Raw genomic sequence first — 23,916 nt, forward strand, 5'->3', positions numbered from 1 at the left:
TGACTCAACCCTGTATCTGATATTGTTTGAGCAAGTCGTACAAAGTTGGACGACTGATCCCCAGCATCTTCGCCGCGCCTGAGATATTGCCGTCCGTCCGCGCGATCGCCCGCCTGATGACGCGCCGATCCGCCATTTCCCGCGCGGCCTTCAGATTCACGAAGTCGCTGCTCTCCATCCGGTCGCCATCCAAGTCCAGATCGGCGGCCGTGACATGCTTGCCATCGGCCATGATCACCGCGCGCTTCATGCGATTTTCCAGCTCGCGCACATTGCCCGGCCACGTCCACGCGTCGAGCGCGGCAAGAGCGTCGGGAGCCAGTCCCTTGACCTGCGGATTCATCTCCTTGGCGAAGCGGTTGAGGAAATGACGGGCCAGCAACGCCGGATCTCCGGGCCGATCCTTCAAGGCTGGTATCCGCACGACAATCTCGGCGAGGCGATAATATAGGTCCTCGCGGAAATCGCCCGCGCGGATCATCTCCTCCAAATCCTGATGCGTTGCGCACAGGATGCGCGTGTCTACCCTGACCGTCTCCGGCCCGCTGGCGACCAGCCGATCCTGTAGGAAACGCAACAGCTTCATCTGCAAAGCCAGCGGCAATTCGCCGATCTCGTCCAGAAACAATGTCCCGCCGTGCGCGCGTTCGATCTTGCCCGCCACGCCGTTCTGGCCGAACAGCTCGGCTTCCAGCAACGCCTCCGGGATCGCGGCGCAGTTCACAGCGACAAAAGCGTTATTCCGGCGCGGGCTCGCATCATGCAGCCCCTGCGCCAGCAATTCCTTGCCCGTTCCGCTTGCGCCGGTCAGCAGCACCGAAACCTGTGCCGCAGCCACCCGCTCGATGGTTCGGGCAACCTTCAGCATTTCCGGGGCCGCTGTTATCAACCGCCCCAGCACGCGCGCTTCCTCTGGCGCGACCTCGGCAAGCCGGGCATTTTCCCTCTCCAGCGCGTGGACATGGAAGGCGCGGCGGACGATCAGGCCCAGCTCGTCAATATCAACAGGCTTCTGATAAAAATCATAAGCCCCGCCGGAAATGGCGTTGAGCGCACTTTCGCGCGCCCCATGACCCGAGGCGACGATGATCTTCGTATCGGGCTTGATCTGGAGCATCTCAGCCAGCGTCGCAAAACCCTCACTGGTGCCGTCCGGATCAGGCGGCAGGCCAAGGTCCAGCGTTACGACATCGGGAGCCTCTGTCCGCAACATCTCGATCGCTTCCTCCCGGTCGCCCGCGATGAACAGCTGATAATCCTCATAGGCCCAACGCAACTGCCGTTGCAGGCCGGGGTCATCCTCCACGATCAACAATTTGGGTCGCGTGTCGCTCATCAGGCGGCCATCCCCTCTGTCCCATGCGGCGCGAGCGGAAGGCGCAGCGTGAAACGGCTTCCCTGCCCAGGCTCGCTTTCCACCTCGATGCTTCCGTCCATTCCCTGCGCCAACGCCCGCGCTTCGAAAGCGCCGATCCCAAAGCCCCCCGCCTTGCTGGAGGAAAAGGGTTTGAACAGATCACGGCGCACATATTCGGCGGTCATCCCGCAGCCCTGATCGATCACTTCTATCGTCGAGTAGCGGCCATCCCAGCCCAGCCGGATTTCGACCGGCTCGCCCGCCGCGCTGGCGTCGATCGCATTCTGCATCAGGTGGACGATAATCTGTTCGACCCTCGCCGGATCGGCCAAGGCGAGCGGAGCGTCTCCTGTCAGCCGAACCTCATGCTGGCGCGATCGGCTCCGGGCAACCTTCTCCGCAATTTCTTGCAGCGATACCCGCTGGCGCTCGGCAGTGCGCGCCTTGTTATGCTGGGACAGGCGCGCCAGCAGGTCGTTCATCTTGCCCACCGATTCCTTGAGCGTCAGCACCATGTCTGCGCGGAAATCGGGATTATCGGCATGCCGCTCTGCATTTCGGGCGAGCAAGGACAGCTGGCTGACCAGATTCTTGACGTCATGTATGATGAAGGCGAAGCGCCGGTTGAACTCGTCGAACCGCTGGGCATCGTCCAACGCCTGCTGGCCCTGTGCCTCGCTCAAGTAGCTCGCCGCCTGCCGCCCGGCAGTGCGCAGCATGTCGAGATCTTCCCAGTCCAGCCGTCGGTCCATTGCAGGCCGCGCCAGCAGGATGGCGCCAATCAGCTTGCCAAAATGGATCAGTGGGACCAACACCCAGGCCCGCGCATCCGCACGCATCCATCCGGGCGCTTCACGGCCCTCACGTCGAGCGAGGTCTTGATCGATGTCGATGATCCAGCCGCTCCGCTCGATCAGCAGGGCGAAAGGCGCAGGCACCGTTGCCTCATGAGCAAGCTCGCCATCCCAGTTCCAATGGGTTTCCAGCGCGAGAGAGCCGTCCTCCGCGCGCAGCATCAATATGGCGGCGGGGGAATCGGTGATGTCGGCCACCGCCTTCGCCACCCGTTCGCCGAGCGGGGGTGCGTCATTGCCCGGCCTGCCGATCGTCTCGCCAAAACGCATCCATTCGGTGCGATAGTCATAGCGATGCTGGAAGAAATGCTTGGCGACCTGCACCTTCCAAAGCGCCCTTATCCGGGGCGAAGGCAGCAGCACCAGCGCGCTGACGGCCATGAAGAAGACACATCCGATCTGGATGATCCGGGCATATGGGCCAGCAAGCAGCTCGATCGCCAATCCCGCAGCTGCGATAAGGATCATGTAGAGCGTGATCGAAACAAGCGAGAGCGCACGAAAGGTCAGCAATCGGGACAGTTGAACCTGCGCTGCCATGTCCCGCCGCATGCCCACTGCAATCACCGGAGCGAGCAGCGCCATCAGCAAGCCACGAAGCGCATAAAGCGAACTCGCCCGCTCGATCGCGAAATAGCCGATCACATAGAGGTTGAAATCATAGGTCCACATCGCCGCCAGCGCCCCCAGCAGCAACGCCACCCGGCCCCGCTGCTGCGGAGGCCAGCTGATGTAGAGATGGTGGACCAGCATCAGCCCGCCAACCGCCGTCATCATGTGCAGGCTAAGCGATGCCTGCACCAATATGTGGTGCAGGTCGCTCGTGCCGGGTAATTCCCGCCAGATGAGGTCCGTGAAGGTCTGGAGCAGGATCAGCCCCGCCACGGCGGCATAGACCGACCCGATCGCCACCATCGATCCCGCCCGCGCAGCCGCGTCCCGGCGCAGCATCATGAACAGCAACAACAGCCATGCGGCGTTGCGGATATTCTCGCCAATGCCCGTCAGCGGCTTATCGACCCCGCCGAAGGAGACATAGAGCGACCAGCAGGATGTCAGCAGCAGGGCGACGGCCAGCATCCGCTGGTCTGCCGCTTGCTCCTGGCGACGCAGAGCGAATATCCCTACCGCCGCGAACAGCACGGCGGCCAGCGCGTGGCCCCAATCTCCGACAAATTGCAGCAGCGTGCCCATCGCCGCGCCTCAGCGCGCCCCTTCCGGCCACAGGATGACGCGCAGGGTCTGGATCAGGATCAGCAGGTCGAGAAAGGGCGTATAATTTTTGGCGTAGTAGAGATCATATTCCAGCTTGTTCCGGCTGTCCTCGATCGATGCGCCATAGGGATAATTGATCTGCGCCCAGCCGGTGATGCCCGGCTTCACCATGTGGCGCTCCGCATAATAGCGCAGATGTTGTTCCAGATCCTCGACGAACTGGCGCCGCTCCGGCCGGGGGCCGACGAAGCTCATCTCGCCCTTCAACACCGTCCATGTTTGCGGCAGTTCATCGATGCGCAGCTTACGCAGCCAATAGCCGAGCCGGGTAATCCGGGGATCGTCCTTTTCCGCCCAGACCGCCTGCCCGCTTACCTCCGCATCCTGCCGCATGGTGCGCAGCTTCACGATCCAGAATTCTTCACCGAACAGGCCGACGCGTTGCTGGCGATAGAAAGCAGGGCCTTTGCTGTCGAGCTTCACTAGGATCGCGGCGATCAGGATGATCGGGCCGGTCAGCAGCAGAAGGATCGAACTGGCGATGACGTCGAAGAGCCGCTTGGCGATGCTGGACAGGCGGCGGCCTGCGGAGAAACCATCCGAAAAGATCAGCCAACTGGGATTTACGCTGTCGAGGTCGACCCGCCCCGTCTCCCGTTCGAGGAAAGTCGAAATCTCGTTCACATGGACGCCAGTCGTCTTGATGCGCAGGAGATCGGACAAGGGGAGCGCGTTGCGCCGCTCCTCCAGCGCCAGCACGACCTCGCTGGCAGCCAGCCGCACCACGAAATCCGCCAGATTATAGATGGCGCTACGGTTGATCGCTTCGGGGATCACCTGCGTCCCGTCATTCATCGCGATATATCCGACGATCAGGAATCCTGCCCCCTTGCGCTGTTCCAATTCGCGGATGCGATTGGCGCGATTGCCCGCGCCCAGCACGACAAGCCGACGCTTGAACGCTTCACCGCCGAGCATCGACCCCAACAGCAGCCGCACCGCCAACAGGAGAGCGACAGCAAGCGCCATGGCATAAAGAGAGTTGGATCGCCAAAGCGTCAGGTCAGGCAGGACGAAATGCATGACCGACAGGAATATGACGCCCAGCGAGATCGCCACGAGCAGGCGCGCAAAGGCAAAACGGATCGATTGGAGCGCTTCCGTCCCATAGACGCCCACCGCGATCATGGCAGTCTGTATCGACAGCGCAAAGCTGATCAGTGGCGCGGCGCGCGTCGTGATCTGATCGACATCCATGCCGATCTGCCGAGCTCTCAATATCCATCCGGCTTCGGCAGCGCCCAGCAGCAGCAGCAGATCAAGCAGTCCCAACAGCAGCACGGCATGCGGCACATAATGTTTGAAAAGCCTGATCATCAGTCGCGCGCATTCCCGGCGCTGCCATTGGCAAAGGCAGCCTTGTTGGCATCGGAATCGCTTACAGTAGCTGTAAGAAAATCCGACAATGCGCTGACTGTGGAGGAAATTCCCAAAGATTTTCTGAAGATGGCCTGCGCCGCTGCTTGTTGCGTTACCTGCGTCTGTCCGCAGGTCAGTTCCGGTTATTCAGCCGTGCCGCCTCATTTTGAGCAGCATCGCCGACGACATGCGCCGCGCTATCGGGTGAATCGGCCGCTTCGATCAGCGTGTCGCCCACTCGATTTTCGCGTTCCTTTGTCAGGTAGAAGAAGCCGATAGCCAGGATCAGGGCAATCGCAACGATCGCGAAAATCACGGTGCTACCGCGAGACCGCTGGGTTTCGATCATCTGGTCCCGCTGTTCGCGGTCCAGAGGAGGGTCTCTCCTTCCACCCTCAACCATAGTCCTTCTCCCATCCCCCTTCCCATCCGGGAAGGTCGGCAGGAACCGGCCTTATACGTCATCGGCATCCAGGTCGGGACTCTGCCTTGTCTCACGCCCCCGACTGAGGCGATCGACATCGTCCATGATCTCGTCCAGCACGGCTGTGTCTCTGGTCTCCTGCGTCCGCCGCGACGGCAAATCGCCGCTTTCGAGAATCTGCTCCAGCGCGGCGCGTCCACGCGCCACCCGGCTCTTGATCGTTCCAACCGCGACGCCGCAGATTTCGGCGGCCTCTTCATAGGCAAAGCCGCCCGCGCCGACGAGGATGAGCGCCTCGCGCTGCGGCTGGGGCAATTGCAACAGAGCACGCTGCATGTCGGAAAGCTCGACATGCTTGTCCTGCCCAGCAGGCGCCGCAAGCAAGCGATCCGCCGTCAGGTCATCCCAATCCCCACGGAAGCGCGAACGCCGCATCTGCGAAAGATAATGGTTGCGCAAAATGATGAACGTCCAGGCGCGCATGTTGGTGCCCGCCTGGAAACGGGCACGCGCCGCCCATGCCTTCAAAAGCGTTTCCTGAACGAGGTCATCGGCGACATCGCGATTACCCGAAAGGGACCGGCCAAACGCGCGCAAGTGCGGGATCACCGCAGCCAGTTCACGTTTGAAATCCGAATCCGAGAGCGATTGCCGCTCTTCTTCCTGGTGCTCCGCCTCCTGGCCAAGCCCTTCGCTCATGGGAACAACCCTCTTACTGGCTGTCGCCCTCGCCTCATGAACCGAAGCCGTCAAAGCCATATGTGCGTCCGCATACTATACCCATTGTTCCACGGAACCAATGTTGTTTACCCGTAATAGCTCCACAGCACGATCAGCATGCCAATAATTACCAGAGGCAGCGAAATGCCGAGAATGTAACGGACTATGTGTGGCGTCGATCCTGACCTGGCGTCTTCGGTAGCAACGTGCTTTTCCTCTTCCGCCATAATTCACCTCCCGATCGTTACGCATGAATAACGCGGGGGAATGAGCCGGGTTCCGCCACTCATTCAGTCTTTTATGGCACGACGGCTTTGCCCAATCATACCGGGGCGGTGGCCTCGTCAAAGAAAAGAGCCTGCGAAATGGCCGCTTTGACGGTCGAACGCTGGAACGGCTTGGTAATCAGGAATGTCGGTTCTGGGCGTTCGCCCGTCAGCAGACGTTCCGGGAAGGCGGTGATAAAAATGACCGGCACGGAGAACTCCGCCAATATGTCCTTCACCGCATCGATACCGCTGGAATCGTCCGCCAGCTGAATGTCGGCCAGCACCAGCCCCGGCCGCTCCGCCATCGCTTCGCGCACCGCATCTTCACGCGTCACGGCAATTGCCGTCACTTCATGGCCAAGGTCGCGGACGATCGTTTCGATGTCCATGGCGATGATAGGCTCGTCCTCGATGATCAGGACCTTGGCGCGCGTCTGCGCCTCGATCTCGCCAAGCGCTTCTTCCACCAGGGCTTCGACATCGGCCGGGTCCAGACCGATCAGATAGCCTACGTCATCGACCGTGAAACCTTCCAGCGCCGTCAGCAGCAGCGCCTGCCGGGGGAGCGGCGTCAACCGCGCGAGGCGCGCCTGCGCGACCGCTTCCTGCCCGTCATTGCCCGTCAGGACCGGGCCATCTTCCAGATGGGAGGACGACCAGATCGCGTGGAAAGTCCGGTAAAGGCCAAGCCGCGGATCGACATCGGCCGGAAACTCTTCGGGCGCCGCGACGATCGCTTCCAGCGTCGCACGAACATAGGCGTCACCATGGCCCTGGCTGCCCGTCAGGGCGCGGGCATAGCGGCGCAAGAAAGGAAGATGGGGGTGCAGTTGCTGTCCAAGCGACATCTGTAAATCTTCTCCCAGCCCATAGGGCGCATTGCTACCAAACACTCGCTGCGCGAAAGGATGGATTGCCGATGCCGATGTGGCAAGCCCCCGCCCCTCTCGGTCGCCTTTCACAAGGCCACAAAAAATGCTTCGAAGTGCGGAACCAACGACGAAAAGATTTGTTTCACTGCCGTTCGGTTTTTTAACTGAAATCTGGATTTTGATGTAAAGGTCCGCTGGCGGTCAATTGACGTCGTGCGGGAAAGCCGCAAAAGAAATGTCGATTGACATGTTAGCGTTGCAGAGGGGCGTATTTTGGTTGCTTCAACGACGGAACGGGCTGTGAAGGGAGGGGACAAGAAAGATGTCGGCGCCAACACCCCGGATTCGGGCGTGACTGGCAGCGCCCCCCGAAAACGGCGGTCCTCCCCGGCCAAGGGTGACGGACAGGTCGCCAACGCGCTGCGCTCCGTCTATCAGCGCGCGGTGGATGAAGACATTCCCTCCGAAATGCTCGACCTACTGCGGAAGCTGGACTAAGCGTCGGTTCAAGGGCCGACTTCATTGAGGCGTCCCGGACGGAGGGCAGACTGGTGCTTTTCGAAAATGGAATATGCGCGGGTCGATCCGCTGCTGCTTGGGTCGCACATATTCGCGTGCGCCAAGCCATTCCGGTCGACACATTCCTGATTATCGCATGAACGGGACAGTCACGTCCCAGCCAGTTGATTGCTCATGCGTAACTTGAACAGCCTGATCCAGTCCACCGGCGTCAAGATGTTCCTCATCCTGACGCTCGCGCTACTGCCGCTGGGCCTTATCGCCCTTGTCGCGTCGTTGCAGGCCATCCGAACGTCAGACCTGGAAAAGGAAGCGCTGCTTCGGGTGTCGGTGACGCAGAGCGCTCGCAAGTTGACCGAAGACCTCGCTTCGGATCGAACGGCGTTGATGCTTACCGCCAACGCGCTGTCCACCGGCAGCGAGGGGCCGGAAATGTGCCAGCGGCTGTCGCTCTTCCTGACGTCCCACGACCGGGAAGGCGGCCGATATTATATCTACGATCGAAAGGGTCGCCGCATCTGCGGATCGTCCCAGCCAGAACCGCACGGCCTGACCAAGGCGGCACGTTTTCACACGGCCCCGGCGCTCCTGCTGCCAGCGTCGGGCTATCTCGTCAGCCGCGTGGTCAGCGACAACCGGCAGGTGGCGGCAATCGCCTATTATTCGCGCTCCTATCTGGAAACGATCGCCAGCCCGACCACCGCGCTCCAGAACCGTCAGTTGAGCTTGCAGCAGGGCGATCAGCTTCTGGTGGTCAGTCGTCCAACAGGCAATCTGCGGGGCAAAAGCACCAGCCTGTCCGCGCGGCTTGATCCGCCGGACATCCTGCTCACCATGACCTTGCGCGATCCGCCGGTCACGCTTGCGCGCATGCTTTCGCTGTTCCTGCCGCTGGTGATGTGGTTCGCGGCGGCGGCGATTGGCTGGTTCGTGGTTAACCGGCTGCTTATCCGCCCGCTCGTGCTGCTTCGCCGCACAGTGGCGGCCTATCATCCCGGCGAAGTGCTGGAGCCGATGCGCCGCATACGCACCCCCGCGCAGGAAATCGTGGCGCTGGGCGAAACCTTCCGCGAAATCAGCGAGGATGTCGCGACGCACGAGGCCGAGATGGCCGAGGGGCTGGAAACCCAGCGTAAATTGACGCGGGAGGTGCATCATCGCGTCAAGAACAACCTCCAGATCATCGCCAGCCTCATCAGCCTGCATGCTCGCGCCGCGCACGAGCCTGAAGCCGTGGAGGCCTATGCCTCCATCCAGCGGCGCGTCGATGCATTGTCGGTCGTGCATCGCAATCATTATGCGGAATTGGAGGAGCATCGCGGCGTTGGCGTGCGGTCACTGGTCAGCGAATTGTCCGCCAGCCTGCGCGGCACTGCTCCAGCCGAAGCGCGTCGGTTCGGCATCCAGATCGACAGCGACAATCTGCACATCAGTCAGGACGTCGCCGTGCCTATCGCCTTCCTGCTGACCGAACTGGTGGAATTGGCGATGCTGTCCGATCCCAAGACGGGCATGCGCATAACGGTGCAGCTCGAATCCGGACGGGACGACCGCGCGGTCCTTCACGTCAGTTCCCCGGCCTTGCGCGCTTCGGATGCGATGGGCGAACGGATCGAGGAACGTTATGGCCGGGTACTGACGGGCCTTTCCCGCCAGCTACGCGCTCCGCTGGATCATGATCCGGTCGCTGGCGACTATGCCATCGCCATCACCGTCATTCCCTGATCATCAGACCCGCTGATAGTCGCGCCGGAAATCCGCCGCGAAGGCAGCGAACCGGCCTTGCGCGATATTGTCGCGGATCGCCTGCATCAGTGACTGGTAGAAGTGGATATTATGCTGGGTCATCAGCATCGCGCCCAGCATTTCTCCGGCCTTTACCAGATGATGCAGATAGGCGCGGCTCCATGTTGCGCAAACCGGGCAGGTGCAGCGCGGATCGAGCGGCGACAGATCCTCGGCAAAGCGGGCGTTGCGAATATTGAGCGGGCCTGCCCAGGTAAACGCTTGCCCATTACGCCCACTGCGCGTCGGCAGGACGCAATCGAACATGTCGATCCCGCGTTCCACGGCTCCCACAATGTCATCGGGCTTCCCTACCCCCATCAGGTAGCGGGGCTTATCCTGCGGCAGCATATCGGGCGCATAGTCGAGGCAGCCGAACATCGCCTCCTGCCCCTCCCCGACCGCCAGGCCGCCGACAGCATAGCCGTCGAAGCCGATCTCGATCAGCTTCTGCGCCGAAATACGCCGGAGATTTTCGTCAAGCGACCCCTGCTGGATGCCGAACAGCGCCGCGCGCTCGGCATGCTCGCCGCCCACGTCAAAGCCCTCGCGCGATCGCTTCGCCCAGCGCATCGACCGCTCCATGCTGTGCGCGGCTTCGTCGTGAGTGCAGCCATTTTTCGTGCATTCGTCGAACGCCATGACGATGTCGCTGTCGAGCAGGCGCTGAATCTCCATCGAGCGTTCGGGCGTCAGCATGTGACGTGACCCGTCGATATGACTGGCGAAGGCCACCCCCTCCTCGCTCATCTTCGTGAGCGCGGACAGGCTCATCACTTGATAACCGCCGCTGTCCGTCAGGATCGGCCGGTCCCATCCCATGAAGCCATGCAGCCCGCCCAGCCTTGCCACACGCTCGGCGCCGGGACGCAGCATCAGATGATAGGTATTGCCCAAGATGATGTCGGCGCCAGTCGCGCGGACCTCGGCGGGTCGCATGGCCTTTACGGTCGCGGCGGTGCCCACCGGCATGAAGGCGGGGGTTCTGATCTCCCCCCGGCGCATCTGGATCGTGCCCGTGCGGGCCTTGCCGTCCGTTGCGGCGATAGCGAAAGAAAAGCGGGATTGAGTCACGCTGCGCGCTCTAGAACATCGCGCGAAGAAGTGGGAACCGCTTTTTGAAAATTATGCGGGATCAACCAGCCTTGCGCAGGCCGTCGAACGCCACGATCGCATCGATGTCGAAACCCTCCACACGGCGGTAATTGCCGATGAAGCACAGGCAATCAGCCGCCAGGTTAAGGGTCCAACTCGTCCCCTCTTCATCATGAAGCAGGAGCGTCACAATCTGTGGATCGGTGCGATGTCTGTCCATGCACCATTTCATAATTAATAAAGGTTAACAAAGCCCTGAGACGATCTTCATCCGCAAATTGGTTAACGGCATTTGTTGCATTAATGCAACGTTAACCATAGGGATCGCGTCATTTCTGCTACTTAGAGGCAACAGTCGGCAAGAAAAAGGGTTAATGACCCACTCTTCGGGTTCGCGGCGGTTGCATAGGTCTGACAATATTGTTTTCCTCAGCATATATCGAAATGCGGGGGCACAGATGATTGATTCCGGACGGTTTAATCCGGCACGAGATGAGGTGGAGGACGCTTCGCCCATGCATCTGCATGTCGAAAACATTCAGCCATTTGCCGCTACGGAAGCGGCGCCCCAGGCGCGCGACAACGGCCATTCGATGCTGTTCGACCTGGGTCAGGTCGACGTCAGCTTTGAAGAATCGACCGACACATTATGGGCGTTCATGACCCCCGCGAATCGGCCAAACTACAGTTTGCCGATGCTGCGCGACATTCGGCTTTGGCAGACAGAGGCCAAGCGGCTGTTTGATGAAGGCGCTCTGCCGCTCAAATATATGGTGTTGGGTTCACGTTTTCCGGGCGTTTTCAACCTTGGCGGCGACCTTGAGCTGTTTGCTGGCTGCATCGAGCGGGGCGACCTGCCCGGCCTCGTCAAATATGGCCATGCCTGCATCGACGTTGTCCATCGCGCCTGGCGCAATGCTGACATGCCGCTGATCTCCATCGCATTGGCGCAGGGCGATGCACTTGGCGGCGGCTTCGAGGCGCTTCTCTGCTTCGACGTCGTCGTGGCGGAACGGAGCGCTCGCTTCGGCCTGCCCGAAATGCTCTTCGGCCTCTTCCCCGGCATGGGCGCCTATTCCATTCTGGCCCGTAAGCTCGGCCGTCGCATGGCGGAGCGCATGATCCTGTCGGGCAAGGTCTATACCGCTGAAGAGATGTACGACATGGGCGTGGTCACCATCCTCGCCGAGGATGGAGAGGGCGAACAGGCCGTGCGTGACTATATCACCGGCAACCGTCCGCACCATGCGGGCCATGTCGGCGTGTTCGAAGCTGGCCGCCGCGTCGATCCGCTCGATTATGCCGAGCTTAAGGACATTGTGGAGAATTGGGCGGCAACCGCGCTCAAGCTCGATCCCAAGGACCTGCGCATGATGCGTCGGCTTGCTTCGGCCCAGACGCGCCTGACCAAATAGCCGTCAGGCGCGGCGGCGGCTCTGCATGAGCGTGACGACGTTGCTTTTCTCACGCCGCATGTCACTCATCATCCTGAGCAGGTCCTCGGCTGGCATGGGGCGGCTGAGCACGAAACCCTGCACATTTGTGAAGCCCATCTCACGCGCATAACGCAGCTGGTCTTCGGTCTCGATGCCTTCGGCCACCGTTTCGACGTCCAGCGAATGGGCCAGATAGGCGACCGACTGGGCGATCGCGCGGTCCCGACCCTTTTCACCCACGCTGCGCATGAAGCTCTGATCGACCTTCAGCGTGTCGAAGGAATAGTCGCGCAGATAGCCGAGCGATGAATAGCCCGTTCCAAAATCATCAAGGGCCAGCCGCAACCCGATACGCTGAAGCTCCGACAGGATGAGGCTGGTCCGGCCACTATCTTCCAGGAAGATGGACTCCGTCACTTCCAGTTCCAGCCGTTTGGCCTTCAGGCCCGATCCCATCAGCGCCGATATGACAGCGCGCGGAAGCCCGTCGCTCTTGATCAGCGCGGGCGAGATGTTGACGGCAACGCGGACATGATCGTCCCACAACATGGCGTCACGGCACGCCTGCTCCAGCGCCCATGCGGTGATCGGTTCGATCAGGGAGCTGCTTTCGGCGACCGGTATGAATTCGGTCGGCGAAATCCGGCCCATGGTCGGGTGATCCCACCGCATCAACGCTTCGCAGATGGCGATCTTGCCGGTGACGGTGTCAAAGATCGGCTGATAATGCAGCAGCAGCTCGCCATTCGCCATGGCGCTGCGCAGCGCCATTTCCAGCTCATAGGTCCGGTTTTGCCGCTCTTTCATCGACCAATCGAACTGCGCATGGCGGTTCCGCCCGGTGCGTTTCGCCTCATACAGAGCCATGTCGGCGTGCTGGAGCAGTTCTTCGCTATCGCGCCCGTCATCGGGCGCAACCGCAATGCCCATCGATGCGGTGACCGTCAGATGATAGCCGCTGACGTCGAAGTCGTGGCTGAACTCTGTCATCACGTCACGGGCGATCTGCTCGGCAATGGAGCGATCCGCGCCGGGGCAGATCACGATAAATTCGTCACCGCCAAAGCGCGCGACATGGCCACGGCTATCAAGCGCATGCGAAAGCCGGGCAGCTACCGTGCAGAGCAGCTGATCGCCAATGATATGGCCGAGCGAATCGTTGATCTCCTTGAACCGGTCCAAGTCCATCCAGAACACGGCCATCGGGTCCTGATCGGACTGACGCTTGTCGAACAATTCCCGCAAGCGCATCTGCATCGCCATGCGGTTTTCGACCCCGGTCAGGCTGTCGAATCGCGCCAGCCGCTCGAACTTCGTCGCCAGCTGCGACTTTTCATAATTGCCCTGCAATGCCTCCACGACGATTCTGTGCGTGGTGCGCGTGATCTCAGCCATGGCGAAGATCATCAGGAACAGCATGGTCGCCAGAACCCAATAGCCAAGCCCCCCCGCGATGCAGAGACCAAGGGACGTTGGCAGCAGCGCGAAACAGGTTTGGCCGACCGCGATATGGATTCGGCCCGCATTGCGCCCCGCGATGCCGCCTGAATAGGCCGCCACCAGCGTCACGCTCAATATATGCAACGACGCGTCGCCGGTAAGGACCAGCGTGGCAAAGGCAAGCAGACCAAGCAGTGCCGCATAGCCCCACGCGCCCAATTCATAGGCAAGGCCCCAGATTTGCTGCGTGGGTCCTTGATGATCAGCCAGCTGCCGCAGAAAATAGACAGCCGAGACCGACCGGCTCACCGCGACCAGGAAAATCAACGCCGCGATCGTGGTGATTTCGGCGCGGCCAGCATGGACGGCGACGACGAAACTGAGCGCTCCGCCGGCCAGCGCGCCGATCATCAGCGATTTGGGCGAGGCGTAGAGCGATTGAACAAGGCTGTCCTGGACCTCAGCGCTCTGCTGAGTATCGGGCGCGAGATGCGCGCGCAATTTTGCGCTCCAATGAAGGAAGAGGCGTGACACGTCTCCGTCATCTTTGGCCAAACATGATTTCTATTTGGTAAATTCCGGCGCAGGAAGATGCCCGAAATGGAGCTATCGCGCGGCTGTCGGGCGTGGGGCTGCCCCGTTCATTTGCCGCCGCCTTGTCCGGCCGCTTAACCTTCAGACTTCCCTATAGAATGCTCGGTAGAGCAACCCCGCCAGCCCTCCTGTGCAAGCTGGAGCAGCATAGCTTTTATCCGAATTACCCTCCCCGTTCGGGCTGAGCTTGTCGAAGCCCTCTTCTTCTTGAAAAGAAACGGAACCCTTCGACAGGCTCAGGGCGAACGGAAATAGGAGGCTGTGCCGATTTGAGGCATGATGCCCCAATATGTCACGAAATTGCGCCATGCCTCCCGCCGGAGATGCCAGCTTTCAATAGCATCGCCCACGCCATAGGGCCTGCAAGCTCCTCGCTCCCGCAGCCCTCAAAGAAAAAGGCCGGTGGATCGCTCCACCGGCCCTTCTCGTTTTCGCGTGAGCGAAGGACTTAGAAGTCCATGCCGCCCATGCCACCCATGCCGCCGCCCGGCATGCCCATCGGCGCCTTGTCGTCGGCGGGCGTTTCGGCGATGCACGCTTCGGTGGTGATCAGCAGACCGGCGACCGAGGCCGCGTCCTGCAGGGCCGCACGAACGACCTTGGTGGGATCGATGACGCCAGCGACGACAAGGTTCTCATAGGTGTCGGTCGCGGCGTTGAAGCCCTGGGTCTCGTCATTTTCGCGCAGCAGGTTGCCAGCGACAACCGCACCATCGACGCCCGCATTCTGGGCGATCTGGCGCAGCGGCGCTTCGATGGCCTTGCGGATGATGTCGATACCACGGGTCTGGTCGTCGTTCACGCCCTTCAGGCCGTCAAGAGCCTTGGTCGCGTACAGCAGAGCCGTACCGCCACCGGGGACGATGCCTTCTTCAACGGCTGCGCGGGTTGCGTGCAGCGCGTCGTCGACGCGGTCCTTGCGCTCCTTGACTTCGACTTCCGAAGCACCGCCAACCTTGATGACGGCAACGCCGCCAGCCAGCTTGGCCAGACGCTCCTGCAGCTTTTCACGGTCATAGTCGGACGTGGTGGTCTCGATCTGAGCGCGGATCTGCTCGGTGCGGCCCTTGATCGCTTCGGCATCACCGGCGCCATCGACGATGGTGGTGTTGTCCTTGTCGATGGTGACGCGCTTGGCGGTGCCGAGCATGCCGAGGGTAACGTTCTCAAGCTTGATGCCGAGGTCTTCGGAGATCACTTCGCCCTTGGTCAGGACGGCGATGTCTTCCAGCATGGCCTTGCGACGGTCGCCGAAGCCAGGCGCCTTGACCGCAGCGACCTTCAGGCCACCGCGCAGCTTGTTGACGACCAGGGTCGCCAGCGCTTCGCCTTCGATGTCTTCCGCGATGATCAGCAGGGGACGGCCCGACTGAACAACCGCTTCGAGGATCGGCAGGATCGACTGAAGGTTCGACAGCTTCTTTTCGTGGATCAGGATGTACGGATCAGCCAGTTCGACTGCCATCTTTTCCGGATTGGTCACGAAGTAGGGCGACAGGTAGCCGCGGTCGAACTGCATGCCTTCAACGACGTCCAGCTCGAATTCGAGGCCCTTGGCTTCCTCGACGGTGATCACGCCTTCCTTGCCGACGCGCTCCATCGCTTCGGCGATCTTTTCGCCAACGACGGTGTCGCCATTAGCCGAAATGATGCCGACCTGGGCGATTTCCTTCGTGCCAGCAACCGGCTTGGAACGGCCCTTGAGGTCCTCGACAACCTTGGCAACGGCAAGATCGATGCCGCGCTTCAGGTCCATCGGGTTCATGCCGGCGGCAACCGACTTCATGCCTTCGCGAACGATGGCCTGGGCCAGAACGGTCGCGGTGGTGGTGCCGTCACCGGCAACGTCGTTGGTCTTCGAAGCGACTTCGCGGACCATCTGCGCACCCATATTCTCGAACTTGTCCTTCAGTTCGATCTCCTTGGCGACGCTGACGCCGTCCTTGGTGATGCGGGGAGCGCCGAAGCTCTTGTCGATGACGACGTTGCGGCCCTTGGGACCCAGGGTCACCTTGACCGCGTCGGCCAGGATGTCGACGCCGCGCAGGATGCGCTCACGAGCGTCACGCGAAAACTTTACGTCCTTCGCTGCCATGATCTTTTACCTTCCTCAAAGATTGTAAAATTTGCGAAGTTCACACCATTCTTGATGGCTGAAATCCGCGAAAAAATGGAATGACTATCCGGTTCGCAGCTTTACGCGACGACGCCGAGAATGTCCGATTCCTTCATGATCAGCAGGTCTTCACCGTCGACCTTGACCTCGGTGCCCGACCACTTGCCGAACAGGATGCGGTCGCCAGCCTTGACGTCCAGCGGGGTCACCTTGCCGTCTTCGGCCTTGGAGCCGGTGCCGACGGAAACGACTTCGCCTTCCTGCGGCTTTTCCTTGGCGGTGTCGGGGATGATGATGCCACCGGCAGTCTTTTCTTCCGCTTCTACGCGGCGAACGAGAACGCGGTCATGCAACGGACGAAATGCCATGTTGAGTTGCCTTTCCCTCTATTGGGTTGGGTCGGACGTTCAATCGCGGGGATTTCCCTATCCGCGAATCTGCTGAACGCCGTTCCTTCTCCCGTATGAACCAGGTGCTGTTAGCACTCTCTTTTGAAGAGTGCCAGCGTCGCGGAATATGGAGCGATGAAATTGCCGGTCAAGAGATGGATGCAGATTTTTTATGCCTCCCGTCACGAACGGAAAGCGTACGCCTTGTGCGCGTTGGGCGGCCATTTGTCATCCACGCAGCGCCAATGCGCGGGATTGTTGCGACCGTTGGCGTGTCCAAGCCGTTTCCCTTGAGCCCGACCGTTGCGGCACAGGATGATGCTCCCTACTTGCGGGACGACATCCCCATGGGAGCATTTTGCCAAATGATTGAAAGCTATACTCCGCCTCGCGTCTGGACATGGGACAAGGATAATGGCGGTGCCTTTGCCAACATAAACCGGCCGATCGCGGGCGCGACCCACGACAAGGAACTGCCGGTTGGGAAGCACCCGCTGCAACTCTACTCACTCGGCACGCCCAACGGGCAAAAGGTCACGATCATGCTGGAGGAGTTGCTGGCGGCGGGCCATCCGAGCGCCGAATATGACGCCTGGCTCATCAACATCAGCGAGGGCGACCAGTTCGGCAGCGGATTTGTCTCGGTCAATCCGAACAGCAAAATCCCTGCCCTGATGGACCACAGCGTTTCACCGCCGCAGCGGGTGTTCGAGTCCGGCGCCATCCTGGTCTATCTGGCCGAGAAGTTTGGCGCGTTCCTGCCCACGGACCCGGCGAAGCGTACCGCGACCCTGTCCTGGCTGTTCTGGCAGATGGGCAGCGCACCCCTGTTGGGCGGTGGCTTTGGCCATTTCTTCGCCTATGCGCCTGAAAAGATCGAATATGCCATCGACCGCTATGCGATGGAGGTGAAGCGGCAGTTCGACGTGCTGGACCGCCAGCTTGGTGAGCAGGAATATATCGCCGGCGATGAATTTACGATCGCGGATATCGCGATCTGGCCCTGGTATGGTGGGGTGGCACTTGACCGAACCTATGTGGGCGCGGGCGAATTTCTGGACGTGCAGAGCTATGCCAATGTGCAGCGTTGGGCGAAGCAGATCGACGCGCGCCCTGCCGTGAAGCGCGGCCGGATCGTGAACCGGGCGAATGGGCCGCTGGAGGAACAGCTTCGGGAACGGCACGATGCGAGCGATTTCGATACGAAGACTCAGGATAAGGTTCAGGTGGCGGGTCGATAGAGCTTTGTCGCCCCGCATTTGAAACTGATAGCTGGAATAAAATGATTTATCTCTGATCCGTTCGCTTCGAGCGCAGTCGAGAAGCGGGGCGCGCGGCGGCAACAATTAATTGCTACACGCCGCTCGAATGCACAGCGTTTCTCGACTGCGCTCGAAACGAACGGACGTAGTGTAGATCCGACGGAGCGTCGCCCCTACCCCGCCGCCTTCACGATTTCGGCCCAAGCGGCTTCGTCGATCACGGGAATCCCCAGGCCCGCCGCCTGTTTCAGCTTCGATCCCGCGCCGGGGCCAGCGACCACCAGGTCCGTCTTGGCGCTGACCGACCCGGCGGCCTTGGCGCCCAGGCGCTCGGCCTGTGCCTTGGCCTCATCCCGGCTCATGGTTTCGAGCTTGCCGGTGAAGACCACCGTCTTGCCCGTCACCGCGCTGGCGGTGGTTTCAACAACATAGTCAGGCGGCGACACTTCGGACAGCAGGTCGTCCCACGCCTCCCGATTATGCGGTTCGTGGAAGAAGTCGGCGAGGGCATGGCCGACGGCAGAGCCGACATTTTCAACGCCGATCATCTCCGCGATCGCCTTGTCCAGCCGATTGCGGAAGCGTGCTTCCTCCTCACCCTCGGCGCAGATGGTGGCATCGCGTAAGGCGATGATGTCCTCTGCCAGCGCCCTGACGCCGGGCAGGCTCGTATAGCGTTTCAGCAGGTCGCGAGCGGTGACCGCGCCAATGTGCCGAATGCCAAGGCCGAAAAGCAGGCGCGCGGCGTCCGGGGCACGCTTCGCCTCAATCGCAGCGAACAGGTTATCGACGGACTTTTCCTTCCATCCCTCCCGTCCGAGCAACGCGGCGCGATGCTGTTTGAGGCGGAAGATGTCAGCCGGTTCGGTGATCCATCCAAGGTCGAGAAATTCCTGAATGGTCTTCTCGCCCAGCCCCTCAATGTCGAGCGCACCACGGCTGACGAAATGGCGGAGCCGTTCGAACCGTTGCGCGCCGCAGATCAGCCCGCCGGTGCAGCGGATATCGACTTCGCCCTCTTCGCGCACGGCCTCCGACCCGCATACCGGGCAATGATCGGGGAAAAGGAAAGCGGGACGCGCTTCGTCGCGGGTCAGATTGTCCACTACCTGCGGGATGACGTCGCCCGCACGCTGCACCACGATCCGGTCGCCCGGCCGCACACCCAGGCGCTCGATCTCGTCGGCATTGTGCAGCGTCACGTTCGACACCACCACGCCCCCCACCGTCACGGGGGTGAGCCGCCCGACCGGGGTCAGCTTGCCCGTCCGACCAACCTGAATGTCGATCGCCTCCAAGGTGGTCTGCGCCCGTTCCGCCGGGAATTTATGCGCGATGGCCCAGCGCGGCGCCTTGGCAACAAAGCCCAGCCGCTGTTGCCAATCGAGCCGGTCGACCTTGTAGACCACCCCATCGATGTCGAACGGAAGGTCGGCGCGCGCAGCTTCGATGCCCCAATAATGTGCGATCAAGGCGTCGAGCGTATCGACGCAGGTCAGCATGTCCGACACCGGCAGGCCCCAGCGCGCGATTGCCTGCATCGCGCCAAGCTGAGTCTCCGCCGGAAGGCTGCTCGCCTCGCCCCACCCGTGAGCGAGAAAGCGCAGCGGGCGGCTGGCGGTGACGGCGGCGTCCTTCTGCCGCAGCGATCCCGCCGCAGCGTTGCGAGGGTTGGCGAACTGCCGCGCCTTTTCCGGGTCATCGGCCTCCGCGAGCAGGCGCTGATTGAGCGCGACGAAGTCCGCCTTCGCCATATAAACCTCACCCCGGACCTCGAATAGGTCGGGTACGTCGTCGCCGGTCAGGCGGTCGGGAATGTCGCCGATGTGGCGCACATTGGCGGTCACATCCTCGCCCGTCATGCCGTCACCACGGGTCGCGGCGAGGCGTAGCTCGCCCTTTTCATAGCGGAGCGAACAGGACAGACCGTCGATCTTCGGCTCAGCTGTCAGCGCGACGGGCTCGCCATCCGGCAGCGCGAGGAAGCGGCGGACGCGGGCAAGGAACTCGGCAATGTCCTCGTCCGAAAAGCCGTTGTCGAGGCTCATCATGCGGACCGCATGCGGGACCTTCTTCAACCCCGAAGTCGGCGCGGCACCGACCTGCGCATTGGGCGAATCCGCGCGGACGAGCTGCGGATAGGCAGCCTCCAGCGCATTATTTTCGCGGATCAGCGCGTCATAGGCGGCGTCCGTGATCTCGGGCTGATCCTGATCATGGTAGAGGCGATTGTGCCGCGCAATCTCTCTGGCCAGCCGCATCAGGCGATTGGCGGCTTGCGCTTCAGTCATCAGGGTCGGGTCGATCGAGTCACTCATATCTGCTCCATCCCCGTTCAGGGCGGGCTTGTCGAGAACCGATCATTGGCTCGTAGCAGTTCAGACTTCCAGCAGCCGCTCCGCCTGTGCCCTTGCCTCGGCGGTGATCTCCGCGCCGGAGAGCATGCGGGCAATCTCCTCGCGCCGCTCACCATCGCTCAGCGCATGGACGCCAGTGCGGGTTACGGTGCCGTCACTGGCCTTGGCGATCAGCATATGGCCAGCGCCGCGCGCGGCCACCTGCGGGCTGTGGGTAACAACGAGTATCTGGTTGCTCCGCGCCAGCCGCGCCAGACGGTCGCCGATCGCCGACGCCACCGCGCCGCCGACGCCCCGGTCAATCTCGTCAAAGATCAGCGTGTCCGCCCCGCCCCGCTCCGCCAGCGCGACCTTGAGCGCGAGGATGAAGCGGGAAAGTTCGCCGCCCGATGCGATCTTGACCAAAGGCGCGAAGGGAGCGCCGGGGTTGGTGGAAATCTCGAACTCCACCCGGTCCATGCCTTGCGCGCTCCACTGCCCCTCATCGAGCGCGGCGACGGTGGTGCGGAAGCGCGCGGCGTCGAGCTTCAGCGGCGCGAGTTCCGCCGCCACGGCGGCATCGAGACGGGCGGCGGCGTCCTTGCGCTGGGCGGAGAGCGTCTGTGCCGCCTCGCGATAGGCGGTCGCGCTGGCCGCGACCTCCGCTTCCAGCGCGGCGATATGCTCCTCTCCGCCCTCGATGGCGGCCAGCTTTGCCGACATATCGTCGCGTAGGGCGGCAAGGTCATCTGCGGCGACCTGATGCTTACGCGCCAATCCGCGCAGGTCGAACAGCCGCGTTTCGATCGCGTCCAACCGCGCCGGATCGAAGCTGAGCGCATCCGCTACCTTGGCCAGCCGGTCCTCTGCCTCGCCCGCCTCAATCACCGCCCGGTCGAGGGCGGCGAGCACTTCGGCAAGCGGCTCATATTCACCCACCATGCGGTCAAGCCGCCGCGCCGCCTGCCGCAACTGCGCCAACCCACCATCCGACCCGGTGAGGCACTCCGTCACCGTCGACAGGTCATCGGACAGCCGCGCGCCCTTTTGCATGGTCGCGCGCTCTTCGGCCAGCGCCGCTTCCTCACCGGGTTCGGGGCCAAAACGCGCCAACTCTTCAACGGCATGGGTCAGATAGTCGCGATCCCGCGCCGCCACCTCGACCGCCGCGCGACTTTCGGCCAACCGATCCGCCGCCGCGCGCCAGGCAGAGTAGGCAAATGCCACCGACGCGCTGTCGCAACGGCCATAGACGTCCAGCAACTGACGATGCCCACGCGGATTGAGCAGCCCGCGATCGTCATGCTGCCCATGTATCTCGACCAGCGTGCCGCCCAGGTCGCGCAACAAGGCGGCGGAACAGGCCTGATCATTGACGAACGCGCGGCTTCCCCCGTCAGCCTTCAGCGTGCGGCGAATGATGAGCGGTTCGCCCGCATCAAGTTCGATGCCATTGCTGCCGAGAAGTTCAGCTGCCCTGTGATCAGCGCGGGGAATGTCGAAGGTCGCGGTAACGCTGGCCTGCGCCTCTCCGCTGCGGACGAGGCCGCTGTCAGCCCTCGCCCCCAGCGCCAGCCCCAGCGAATCAAGGAGGATGGATTTGCCCGCGCCGGTTTCCCCCGTCAGCACGCCAAGGCCCGTGCCGAACTCCAAGTCCAGCGCCTCGATCAGGACGACGTTGCGGATGGAAAGATTGGTCAGCATGACGACCCCGTCAGTCGTCACCCCAGCGGAAGCTGGGGTCTCGTGCCTCTATGCCGTGCCCGATCACCTGAGATCCCAGCTTCCGCTGGGATGACGAAGCCATTCGATCAGGCCTTCGCGCCATGTTCCCGCATGAGCTTGTAGCTACGCTCATACCATTTGGAGCCGGGATAGTTCTTGCCCAAAACAGCCGCAGCCTTCTGCGCTTCCTCCGGAATGCCGAGCGAGAGATAGCTTTCGACCAGACGCTCCAGCGCCTCGGGCGTGTGGGTGGTCGTCTGATATTTGTCGATGACTACGCGGAAGCGCAGCGTCGCCGCCAACCACTGCCCACGACGCTGGTAGAAACGGCCGACTTCCATCTCCTTGCCCGCGAGGTGATCGTTGACCAAGTCCAGCTTCAACCGCGCATCGGCGGCATAACGGGTATCGGGATAGCGGCGGATCAGTTCACCCAGCGAATCCAGCGATTGCTGCGTGATCTTCTGGTCGCGGGTGACGTCGGCGATCTGCTCATAATAGCAGAGTGCGATCAGATAATAGGCGTAGGGCGCGTCCTTGTTGCCGGTATGAATCGCCAGAAAGCGCTGCGACGCCGCGATCGATTCACTATAATCCTTGTTCATATAATAGCTGAACGCGGACATGAGCTGCGCCCGGCGCGCCCAGGGGGAATAGGGATGCTGGCGTTCCACCTCGTCAAACAGGGCGGCGGCCATCTTATACTGCCCGCGATCGAGCCGGTATTTGCCCGCATTGTAAAGCGTGGACACGTCGCGGGCGACATATTGAGTGTCGGCCTTGTTCTTCGACGTGGCGCAGCCGGCGAGCAAGGCGGCAAGCAGAACCGGGGCGGTAGCAGCGCCAATGCGCGTCATGGTTTTCGTCAGCATGGCCGGGTCATAGCGGAGCGAATGGCACTCGCCAAGCGGCAGAATAGCGTGCGGACGCTTCAGGCTCTCAACGCGCCTGCGCAGGCAGGTCCAACCGGACGATGGCGCCGCCTTCCGGCCGCGCGTGCAGGCCGAACTGGCCGCTGAGCTGGCTCGCCAGCGCGCTTGCAATGCGCAGGCCGATGGAATTGCCCTTCTCGATCTCGAAATCAGGAGAGAGGCCATCGCCATCATCAGCGATCTTCAGCGACAGCGTCCCGCTCGAATCCTCCAGTGATACGTCAATCGTTCCGCCACGATTGGGCAAGCCATGCTCAATGGCATTGCTCACCGCCTCCGCCACGATCAGCGCCAGCGGCACGGCGACATGGGATTCCAGCGTCAGGCCCGGTGGAGCGCTGACGGTAACGCGAATGTCATCCCGCCCGCTCGCCTCCAGCACATCCGCCGTCAGCCGCGTCAGAAAGGCATGAAGGTCCTGCCCGTCCTCTGCCGGATCATAAAGCGCGCGGCTGATCCTGCCGATCAGGGCCAGGCGGCTGGCGGCATCGTCCAACGCCCTGCTCGCCGACTCATCTTCTACATGGCGCCTCTGCAATGACAGCATGGCCGCAACCACTTGCAGATTGTTGGAAACGCGATGCTGCAATTCATGGAACAGAAGCTCCCGGTTTTCCGCCAGCGTACGGCTGCGTTCCCGTTCCACGGCAAGATTGAAATTGGCACGCTGCATCAGATGAATCAGTGCGATGTCGATGCCGATCACGACCGCATAGAAAATAAGGGCGAGGATGACGCCGCTATCAAGGCTGCCGCCCGAACCCGCCGGGATGAAGAAATACCAGGACAAGATCCCGCAAATTATTCCCGCAAATATCCCGGGACGCAGCCCGAATAAAAAGGTCGAAAGGATGACAGCTGGAAAGAAGGATACGAAAGGATAGCCGATCGGCAGAAAACCTTGCGCCGTCAGCCTAAGGACAAAAGCGGCACCGCAAAACAGGGCCGAGACGACATAAGCATATAACGGCCGTCGAAGCACAAGAGGAAGGCGCTCGACGAACCTTTCATTGGTACGCTGCATCTAATCCCCCTGAAATTGCGCCGTACAGTAACAGAAGTTCGGCCATCTCCAATTGATTGAGATCAAATAATTCGGCCTCCAACGAAAAAGGGCGCCCGGTGGGGGCGCCCTTCTCATTTCGCTTAACCTGATG

19 protein-coding genes are annotated in these 23,916 nt (G+C 61.7%); 4 read left to right on the forward strand and 15 right to left on the reverse strand.

Annotated elements, in window-relative coordinates; all coding sequences use genetic code 11:
* Positions 1 to 4: 4 nt before the first annotated feature.
* From prsR to ACZ5U1_RS06020, 6 genes are all read right to left on the reverse strand, one after another.
* Positions 5 to 1,336 carry a PEP-CTERM-box response regulator transcription factor gene (gene prsR, locus ACZ5U1_RS05995; RefSeq protein ID WP_464779794.1) on the reverse strand — a complete coding sequence of 444 codons (1,332 nt, stop codon included), beginning with the start codon at positions 1,334 to 1,336 and terminating at the stop codon, positions 5 to 7.
* Positions 1,336 to 3,405, reverse strand: a complete 2,070-nt coding sequence (gene prsK / locus ACZ5U1_RS06000) for an XrtA/PEP-CTERM system histidine kinase PrsK (protein ID WP_464779795.1) — start codon at positions 3,403 to 3,405, stop codon at positions 1,336 to 1,338. The genes prsR and prsK overlap by 1 nt, the downstream gene beginning before the upstream one ends.
* Positions 3,406 to 3,414: 9 nt before the next feature.
* Positions 3,415 to 4,803: a TIGR03013 family XrtA/PEP-CTERM system glycosyltransferase gene (locus ACZ5U1_RS06005; RefSeq protein ID WP_464779796.1), complete on the reverse strand. Its 1,389-nt coding sequence runs from the start codon at positions 4,801 to 4,803 to the stop codon at positions 3,415 to 3,417.
* 175 nt (positions 4,804 to 4,978) lie between these two features.
* Complete coding sequence (locus tag ACZ5U1_RS06010; protein WP_464779797.1) at positions 4,979 to 5,248, reverse strand: hypothetical protein; 270 nt, start codon at positions 5,246 to 5,248, stop codon at positions 4,979 to 4,981.
* Positions 5,249 to 5,299: 51 nt separating this feature from the next.
* Positions 5,300 to 5,968 (reverse strand): sigma-70 family RNA polymerase sigma factor, encoded by a 669-nt coding sequence (locus tag ACZ5U1_RS06015; protein ID WP_464779798.1) that lies wholly within the window; start codon positions 5,966 to 5,968, stop codon positions 5,300 to 5,302.
* Between the two features lie 343 nt (positions 5,969 to 6,311).
* A complete protein-coding gene (locus tag ACZ5U1_RS06020; RefSeq protein ID WP_196226407.1) occupies positions 6,312 to 7,106 on the reverse strand; it encodes a response regulator in 795 nt (264 codons plus the stop codon).
* A 297-nt stretch (positions 7,107 to 7,403) separates the two neighbouring features.
* Here ACZ5U1_RS06020 and ACZ5U1_RS06025 point away from each other — a divergent pair, with 297 nt between their 5' ends.
* Both ACZ5U1_RS06025 and ACZ5U1_RS06030 read left to right on the forward strand, forming a co-directional pair.
* Positions 7,404 to 7,628 (forward strand): NepR family anti-sigma factor, encoded by a 225-nt coding sequence (locus ACZ5U1_RS06025; protein WP_464779799.1) that lies wholly within the window; start codon positions 7,404 to 7,406, stop codon positions 7,626 to 7,628.
* Between the two features lie 195 nt (positions 7,629 to 7,823).
* Positions 7,824 to 9,374: a sensor histidine kinase gene (locus ACZ5U1_RS06030; RefSeq protein WP_464779800.1), complete on the forward strand. Its 1,551-nt coding sequence runs from the start codon at positions 7,824 to 7,826 to the stop codon at positions 9,372 to 9,374.
* A gap of 3 nt (positions 9,375 to 9,377) precedes the next feature.
* Here the strand turns inward: ACZ5U1_RS06030 and tgt are convergent, their stop codons facing one another.
* Together tgt and ACZ5U1_RS06040 are read right to left on the reverse strand one after the other, a co-directional pair.
* Positions 9,378 to 10,508, reverse strand: coding sequence for a tRNA guanosine(34) transglycosylase Tgt (tgt, locus tag ACZ5U1_RS06035; RefSeq protein WP_464779801.1), 1,131 nt, complete (start codon positions 10,506 to 10,508; stop codon positions 9,378 to 9,380).
* 61 nt (positions 10,509 to 10,569) lie between these two features.
* Positions 10,570 to 10,749: a hypothetical protein gene (locus ACZ5U1_RS06040; RefSeq protein WP_449471859.1), complete on the reverse strand. Its 180-nt coding sequence runs from the start codon at positions 10,747 to 10,749 to the stop codon at positions 10,570 to 10,572.
* A 238-nt stretch (positions 10,750 to 10,987) separates the two neighbouring features.
* Here ACZ5U1_RS06040 and ACZ5U1_RS06045 point away from each other — a divergent pair, with 238 nt between their 5' ends.
* Positions 10,988 to 11,944, forward strand: a complete 957-nt coding sequence (locus ACZ5U1_RS06045) for a crotonase/enoyl-CoA hydratase family protein (protein ID WP_464779802.1) — start codon at positions 10,988 to 10,990, stop codon at positions 11,942 to 11,944.
* A 3-nt stretch (positions 11,945 to 11,947) separates the two neighbouring features.
* Here the strand turns inward: ACZ5U1_RS06045 and ACZ5U1_RS06050 are convergent, their stop codons facing one another.
* From ACZ5U1_RS06050 to groES, 3 genes are all read right to left on the reverse strand, one after another.
* Entirely contained in the window at positions 11,948 to 13,939 is a 1,992-nt protein-coding gene (locus ACZ5U1_RS06050; protein WP_464779978.1) for a putative bifunctional diguanylate cyclase/phosphodiesterase, read from the reverse strand.
* Positions 13,940 to 14,447: 508 nt separating this feature from the next.
* Positions 14,448 to 16,094 carry a chaperonin GroEL gene (gene groL / locus ACZ5U1_RS06055; protein WP_464779803.1) on the reverse strand — a complete coding sequence of 549 codons (1,647 nt, stop codon included), beginning with the start codon at positions 16,092 to 16,094 and terminating at the stop codon, positions 14,448 to 14,450.
* Positions 16,095 to 16,195: 101 nt separating this feature from the next.
* Positions 16,196 to 16,483, reverse strand: coding sequence for a co-chaperone GroES (gene groES, locus ACZ5U1_RS06060; RefSeq protein WP_167302842.1), 288 nt, complete (start codon positions 16,481 to 16,483; stop codon positions 16,196 to 16,198).
* A 386-nt stretch (positions 16,484 to 16,869) separates the two neighbouring features.
* Here groES and yghU point away from each other — a divergent pair, with 386 nt between their 5' ends.
* Positions 16,870 to 17,745, forward strand: coding sequence for a glutathione-dependent disulfide-bond oxidoreductase (gene yghU / locus ACZ5U1_RS06065; protein ID WP_464779979.1), 876 nt, complete (start codon positions 16,870 to 16,872; stop codon positions 17,743 to 17,745).
* A 194-nt stretch (positions 17,746 to 17,939) separates the two neighbouring features.
* Here the strand turns inward: yghU and ligA are convergent, their stop codons facing one another.
* The 4 genes from ligA to ACZ5U1_RS06085 all read right to left on the reverse strand — a co-directional run bounded on the left by ligA (position 17,940) and on the right by ACZ5U1_RS06085 (position 23,783).
* On the reverse strand, positions 17,940 to 20,084 hold the full coding sequence (gene ligA, locus ACZ5U1_RS06070) for an NAD-dependent DNA ligase LigA (protein WP_464779804.1): 2,145 nt from the start codon (positions 20,082 to 20,084) through the stop codon (positions 17,940 to 17,942).
* Positions 20,085 to 20,144: 60 nt separating this feature from the next.
* Positions 20,145 to 21,806, reverse strand: a complete 1,662-nt coding sequence (recN, locus tag ACZ5U1_RS06075; protein WP_464779805.1) for a DNA repair protein RecN — start codon at positions 21,804 to 21,806, stop codon at positions 20,145 to 20,147.
* Positions 21,807 to 21,913: 107 nt separating this feature from the next.
* Positions 21,914 to 22,699, reverse strand: a complete 786-nt coding sequence (locus ACZ5U1_RS06080) for an outer membrane protein assembly factor BamD (RefSeq protein WP_196226413.1) — start codon at positions 22,697 to 22,699, stop codon at positions 21,914 to 21,916.
* A gap of 67 nt (positions 22,700 to 22,766) precedes the next feature.
* On the reverse strand, positions 22,767 to 23,783 hold the full coding sequence (locus ACZ5U1_RS06085) for a sensor histidine kinase (protein WP_464779806.1): 1,017 nt from the start codon (positions 23,781 to 23,783) through the stop codon (positions 22,767 to 22,769).
* Positions 23,784 to 23,916 lie beyond the last annotated feature (133 nt).

The organism is Sphingobium sp. TomTYG72 (genome assembly GCF_055394715.1).

Bases quoted from the DNA above. Each gene is read 5' to 3' on its own strand.
- prsR (WP_464779794.1), bottom strand. From the start codon at position 1,336: ATGAGCGACACGCGACCCAAATTGTTGATCGTGGAGGATGACCCCGGC.
- prsK (WP_464779795.1), bottom strand. From the start codon at position 3,405: ATGGGCACGCTGCTGCAATTTGTCGGAGATTGGGGCCACGCGCTGGCC.
- ACZ5U1_RS06005 (WP_464779796.1), bottom strand. From the start codon at position 4,803: ATGATCAGGCTTTTCAAACATTATGTGCCGCATGCCGTGCTGCTGTTG.
- ACZ5U1_RS06010 (WP_464779797.1), bottom strand. From the start codon at position 5,248: ATGGTTGAGGGTGGAAGGAGAGACCCTCCTCTGGACCGCGAACAGCGG.
- ACZ5U1_RS06015 (WP_464779798.1), bottom strand. From the start codon at position 5,968: ATGAGCGAAGGGCTTGGCCAGGAGGCGGAGCACCAGGAAGAAGAGCGG.
- ACZ5U1_RS06020 (WP_196226407.1), bottom strand. From the start codon at position 7,106: ATGTCGCTTGGACAGCAACTGCACCCCCATCTTCCTTTCTTGCGCCGC.
- ACZ5U1_RS06030 (WP_464779800.1), top strand. From the start codon at position 7,824: ATGCGTAACTTGAACAGCCTGATCCAGTCCACCGGCGTCAAGATGTTC.
- ACZ5U1_RS06040 (WP_449471859.1), bottom strand. From the start codon at position 10,749: ATGGACAGACATCGCACCGATCCACAGATTGTGACGCTCCTGCTTCAT.
- ACZ5U1_RS06045 (WP_464779802.1), top strand. From the start codon at position 10,988: ATGATTGATTCCGGACGGTTTAATCCGGCACGAGATGAGGTGGAGGAC.
- groL (WP_464779803.1), bottom strand. From the start codon at position 16,094: ATGGCAGCGAAGGACGTAAAGTTTTCGCGTGACGCTCGTGAGCGCATC.
- groES (WP_167302842.1), bottom strand. From the start codon at position 16,483: ATGGCATTTCGTCCGTTGCATGACCGCGTTCTCGTTCGCCGCGTAGAA.
- yghU (WP_464779979.1), top strand. From the start codon at position 16,870: ATGATTGAAAGCTATACTCCGCCTCGCGTCTGGACATGGGACAAGGAT.
- ligA (WP_464779804.1), bottom strand. From the start codon at position 20,084: ATGAGTGACTCGATCGACCCGACCCTGATGACTGAAGCGCAAGCCGCC.
- recN (WP_464779805.1), bottom strand. From the start codon at position 21,806: ATGCTGACCAATCTTTCCATCCGCAACGTCGTCCTGATCGAGGCGCTG.
- ACZ5U1_RS06080 (WP_196226413.1), bottom strand. From the start codon at position 22,699: ATGCTGACGAAAACCATGACGCGCATTGGCGCTGCTACCGCCCCGGTT.
- ACZ5U1_RS06085 (WP_464779806.1), bottom strand. From the start codon at position 23,783: ATGCAGCGTACCAATGAAAGGTTCGTCGAGCGCCTTCCTCTTGTGCTT.